Below are 5,610 nucleotides of genomic sequence, written 5' to 3' on the forward strand. Positions count from 1 at the left end.
TCTTACCACTGACAGCGTCAACTAATAATCGAGGTGAACCTAAATGATCTTTGATTATCTTATAAAATTGTTTTTCGATATTCATATAATCTGGAGAATTAAGATGTGTTCCATAAACAAAGTGTTTAATAGAATTTTTCTTTATATCGTATTGAACTACTGGCCTTAGTAGACCATCATAGATAAATCTTTGAACTATCTCGCCATTAAGATTCCATTCGACCCTACGACCTAAATGGTCAACTTTAAATGTTGATAGATCGCTGTTTTCGTTTCGGTAGGAGGTCATTTCCCCAATCGAATTATACCCGTAGTGTTTTGATATCCCGGGCGAACGTTTGACTGATTCAATTTCGCCACTATTGGACAGACGATAAGTGTTAGAACCAAAGGATTGTATCCTGTCTAAGGCATCAAAGGTGGAAACATAAATGTTTCCATCGACAAGAGCAAAATTCCTATTACCATTTACATCATACTCATATCGTTCCGTGATTTTGCCATTGCGTAATACGCTTACTAGTCTTGCAAAATTATCGTATTGATACTCAAAATAATTGGTGTTTCCAGAGATAGTTTCTGTTTTTGATATGATTCTACCGAAGACATCACGAGACAACTGATAAGAAAATATTTTGGTGCTAGTTCCATCTTTGTCGACGAACACTTCATATTCAATTAAGTCACCATAAGAATCATATTTGCGTTCATCTCGAATATTCTTTAAAGACGTCTCCTTCAATCTTCCATTTCCTGAATAATAGGTAAAAAACTGCTCTCCGCTTCGGGTTGGTAGCAAGTCGCCATTATATTCGTGAGATAGAACAAACGGCTTTATTAGAAAATCAGATGCGACAGTTGTTGAATTGATGCTCCCATCAATATTTCTTATAATGTTTACTTTAGAAATTTTATTTTCGTCTTGCTGAGTTTCTCCTACGAGACTGCCTCCAAGATAGTCATAACTTGTTTTAATACCGTTATTACCAACAACACTTTTAACTAGAGATGAGTTTGGAAAATAATCATAAAATAGTGTTCGGTCCGCGGAACTAATAGAATTGAGACGACCATTAGATCTAAAATACGATGTTTTGAATTTTCCGTTCCTCAATATCGATTTTAATTCTCCGTCGTTATCATACTCGAAGCTGGTGATTGATGGCGGAGTTAAATCTGCTGAAGGAAAACCTTGCTTAGAAAGCAATCCAAGAGAATTATACGAGAATAAATACTCAGGCCTAGAGCGAGGTGCAATAGATATTATTTTGCCTTCAGCGTTGTATCTGTAATTCTTAACGCCTAACCCGGGTATACTCTCAGACGTGACTCTTCCAACCTGGTCATATCCGTAATAGACTTTTTGGTTGCGTGGATTTTTGAACGATTCAACAAACCCCTTGGTGTTATATGTAACTTCATAAAGTTTGCGCACACCCTGATTAACTTCAGATATTCTTCCGAAATTGTCATAAATGAAATTAATGGGAGTATCGGAATGAAGTTGGGTTTGAACAATGTTCTCATTATTATCGATAATTGATTCTGTAGTTATACCTGTTGGAGAATTAGTCGTAGTTTTACCGAGGTTTCTATCAAATAAGACTTCGAAGGTTCGAGCACCTTGACTAATCGTTCTTTTAATAAAATCAAATTGAAATGGATCAGAGGAGCTGGAAGTTACTATTTGCTTAAAATAAGTTTTTTCCGTTCTTCGGGCAAGTTTTTGCGTTATTTGTGAAGGCCTAGTTAAAATTGCCGGGAATCGTTCATCCGGTACACTCTTAACATTTACCGATAGCGCATTTACTGCATTGGTAATACTACCGTCCGCAGACTGCACAGTTTCAGTAATTACCCCAGACGGTATCACTTCTCTACGTCTAAACTCACCGTTCTGTGAACGGCTAGTCTCATAAACCCATTCTTTTCCTTCTTTGGAAGTTTTGGTGATAATCAACTTATCTTGATCGCCATATTGATAGAATGACCACTGAGAGTCTTCTTTAAAGGAATAATTCAGACGGCCATCATTTGAATAATAAATGGATGTTCGAACACCGAGGGGATTCCAAAAGACTTCGAGTAAGTCAGTGCCGGGATAATATCTTAATTCCACTTTTTCAGAGTTCGCATTAGATATAGTCTTAATAAGGCCATCGGGGTATGTTGTGATATTCGTGGCAACTCCGAAAAAGGACAGAATATTACTAAGGTTTCCATTTCCATCCCTATTAAAGTAAGTTGAAAGGCCATATGCATTTTCAACACGGATTAATTTCTGAGATGGGTTGTAAAAGAATCTGAATTTAGTTGATCCAGTTAGAAATGTTCTCGTTTCTATATGTTTTCCATCTTGATCAAATATATAGACATCGCCTCCTTCGATTATCATCCAATTCTGACCATCTATGAGTTGAGCGTTTTTATGGGAACTCGTCCCATTTCCATAAAATATTCTCTGCTGAGCCAGATCATAGAAATGTTGGTCAGATAAACTCCATCCTTCCGGATTAAAAGATGGATTTCGATTGATGTTATTATAAGACGTCACGTATGAGTTTGAAAACAGGCTTGAATACACTAAGAAAAAAGGTGTGCCTTCAATAGATACCTGCTCACCGAAGGTTAGCGAATCTACTCTAATAATTGATCCGTTCTCTTCAACTTGACATTGCCCGGGCTGAACTTCTGGAACTGTCGTTGGACTGCCAGGGACTTTTGGAGGAGGCCCTATTGGGGAAGGCACCTCGGGACTTTCAGCAACTGACTTAGGAGAATATCCGAAGAGTTGTAACGGCGCTCTAGCCCACTCAAATGCCCCACCCGAATTCTGAAAACCCCTTTCAATTACTACGTTACCCGTAAAAGAATAGCTACCGGCCACTCCGGGACTAAAACGAATTTTGAAATCGCACGTTTCTCCCGGCCTAAGTGAACAAATGAATGGATAGTCAAAATAGAACCCAACGTGATCAGGATGAGGCGTCATCCATGTCGTCCACTCAATATAGCTCCATTCTGCCCAGTTAGTAGTATCGTTGGTAATACTACATGTTATCCATGGTGACGTCTGATTGACTTTGACTTTAAAAACAAGTGTTTTCTGCTTTAGTTCTGAAACTAAAATTGGGAAACCGCCACAGTCCGTAATTTTAGGATCGAAAAAAGTTTTCGCACTACATATATTAGCAACGAATAACAGAAACATTAAAATATATAAACCAGCTGTATTCATTTTCAAACTCCGAAAAACAAACACTAGTTCGTTTGCATCCGAGATATCAATAAATATTTATATGTTGACACAACCTGCAATATTTTATTGGCCGTTTTCGTTTGATTTAATGTATTGTGCAAATCACAATGTAATACATGCATAAATACTTTGTAGTACCGATTCTTACTTCCGCTCTACTTATGTTTAACCTATCTTTCGCTGACATCACGACTCCCGACGGAAAAAGGCATTTTTCAATTATAAAAGGAAAAAGACAGCTAACGGAAAAACACTTAACTGTCGCAAATATCGTAGTTGGAAAAGACACGATAGACTTGGTATTTAAAAAATTGGGACGCGCGAATGGTGTTGAAGATAGAGGTTCAGGAAAGTCATACTGCTACAAAATGCCCACTGGCGAAAGTGTTGAGTTCTTAATTACACCTGACGATAAGCGAGTAGTATATTCAGCTTCAGTCTCGATCGAACCCAATCATCCGAAATGCAAAAAACTTCAAGCAAGCATTTCAAAAGATAGCTATTCAAAATTCGTCCTTGGGACAGATAAAAAGAAATTAATTAAGGAATTTGGTGATCCAAGTTTCGAATCCAAACAATACTTCGGATACCAATGGCAAATTGATATAAAGACGAAAGAATGTACCGAAGGAATTACTGAGAACTTATACTTTCAAACTAATGAAAAGGGACTATTGACGAAGGTTACTATCAACACACAAAATATTGGTTGCCGAAGAATTCATGAGTTTCCTCGTCCACCTCAGCCAACTCCGGAAGAGGAAACTTGGTATGAACAAGAGCTTCCTCCAAGTTTTAAAGAGGAGTCCGAAAACTTGAAAAAACCCATTAAATAACTCTTTAAATGCCGCATAAATCGAGTTGAGAAGTGCAAAGCCCCTGTATTAACACCCCCATAACTCACACGAAAAGGCCTTTGCATTCACTCAAAGGCAACACTACCGTCACCACAACTTCTCCTTAGTACAGCGCCGGCAGATCGCAGAAAAGACGGAAACTCCTTTTAATTAATAAAAGTCTGTTGAAAGCCTAAATGACGGTTCAAAATTGGATTTGAGAGCGCTGTAATTAAACCATCGATTTTTTTGCAGGCCAAATAATTACTCTTCACAATAGGTAGGTCAATCCATGCTTACGTGTCCACTATGCCAAAAAAACATCAACGAATTAAAAACGAACTCACACATAATCCCTAAATGGATGCTGTCTAAAATTAAGTCGGAAGGCAAATCAGTATATTTCAAAGATAATGCTATTTTTTCGAATCAAACAGACAAAAAGGGTGACATTGTTTGCCCAAACTGTGAAAAACAGTTTACCAAAGACGATTCGTTCAGCGCACTTTTTTTCCGAGATAAAGAGTATTATAAATATACTAAGGCAGAATTAAAAGGTAGTAACATCCTGGAAGCCGAATATCACTGCAGCAACTCGAAAGCTGCCCTAACTTCGTTTATTGCAAGCGTCGTTCTTCGAGCCGATTTATACAACAAAAAATATGAAGGTGAGTCTATATTAGCGCAAGATTTCGAGAGAGTACGTAAATCATACTTAACCAACAGCTTTCACCATAACTCAGTTTACTCAGTAACATTTAAATTAAAAGATTTTAGCGAAGTGAACGCTTTCCCCTCTAGAATATCTATTGATAATCGCAAATGTGTAGAAGTTATAACTTTGGGATATCACTCTATTCTGTTTGTTGATGGGAAACCGCCAGTTTCGCCATTTGAAGAAACATTAAATTTTCCACTACAAGTAGTACCAGTAATCTATGGTTTCAATAATGCAGTTGGAAGCATGTTTAAGAATATCTTTGAGAACTTTGAGGATAAAATAAAAAGTACTAGAGCCTTTTCCAAGAGAACTAAATAGCAACCGCAATAAAATAATTTAGTTCGTATTTGAAGTCATTGTATCAACTTCGTTGGAGCTATGGCAGGTTCAGGCACAATTTTTTCATCGAATGGACGACGGCTTTATCAGATTACAGCGAAAATAAACTTACTGAGCGCAGCCTTACATGTACTCGCCGAATCTCTCTTTATAAGTAAGTCTCAAGCACTCGATCCAATGCTATCTAACTACAGCGAAAACCTAAGAAATCTGCAACAGGAATATCGGATGATAGCATTTAACATCAGGTTAAACGAGTTTTCAGTCTCACCTAGAAAAAGAGTGAAACGACCGGAAACCATGCCAGTAGCGTGTTTCATTTTTTTCTTCCATCTGGATTTCACCAGCCCAAATTATTTTGGATTATCTTTTATTACTGCTCAAACGCCTGAAGCTGCTAACTTATTGAAATCAATACGCCGTAATTTCAATTACTGGTTCTTCCCACTTAACTA

The 5,610-nt window shown here is 37.5% G+C and carries 4 protein-coding genes; 3 read left to right on the top strand and 1 reads right to left on the bottom strand.

Annotated elements, in window-relative coordinates:
* The coding region (locus AZI85_RS08055; protein ID WP_063243608.1) for an RHS repeat protein at positions 1-3,238 on the bottom strand (3,238 nt) is incomplete at its 3' end.
* Positions 3,239-3,375: 137 nt separating this feature from the next.
* Between AZI85_RS08055 and AZI85_RS08060 the strand changes: the two genes are divergently transcribed.
* The 3 genes from AZI85_RS08060 to AZI85_RS17735 all read left to right on the top strand — a co-directional run.
* Entirely contained in the window at positions 3,376-4,095 is a 720-nt protein-coding gene (locus AZI85_RS08060; RefSeq protein WP_155723971.1) for a hypothetical protein, read from the top strand.
* Positions 4,096-4,459: 364 nt separating this feature from the next.
* Entirely contained in the window at positions 4,460-5,134 is a 675-nt protein-coding gene (locus AZI85_RS08065) for a hypothetical protein (RefSeq protein WP_155723972.1), read from the top strand.
* Between the two features lie 60 nt (positions 5,135-5,194).
* Positions 5,195-5,610: hypothetical protein (locus AZI85_RS17735; RefSeq protein ID WP_172795319.1), on the top strand; the 416-nt coding region annotated here is incomplete at its 3' end.

Source organism: Bdellovibrio bacteriovorus, from assembly GCF_001592755.1.
Taxonomy (GTDB): Bacteria; Bdellovibrionota; Bdellovibrionia; order Bdellovibrionales; family Bdellovibrionaceae; genus Bdellovibrio; species Bdellovibrio bacteriovorus_E.

Coding starts and splice junctions, on each gene's coding strand:
- AZI85_RS08060 (WP_155723971.1), top strand. CDS start 3,376: ATGCATAAATACTTTGTAGTACCGATTCTTACTTCCGCTCTACTTATG.
- AZI85_RS08065 (WP_155723972.1), top strand. CDS start 4,460: ATGCTGTCTAAAATTAAGTCGGAAGGCAAATCAGTATATTTCAAAGAT.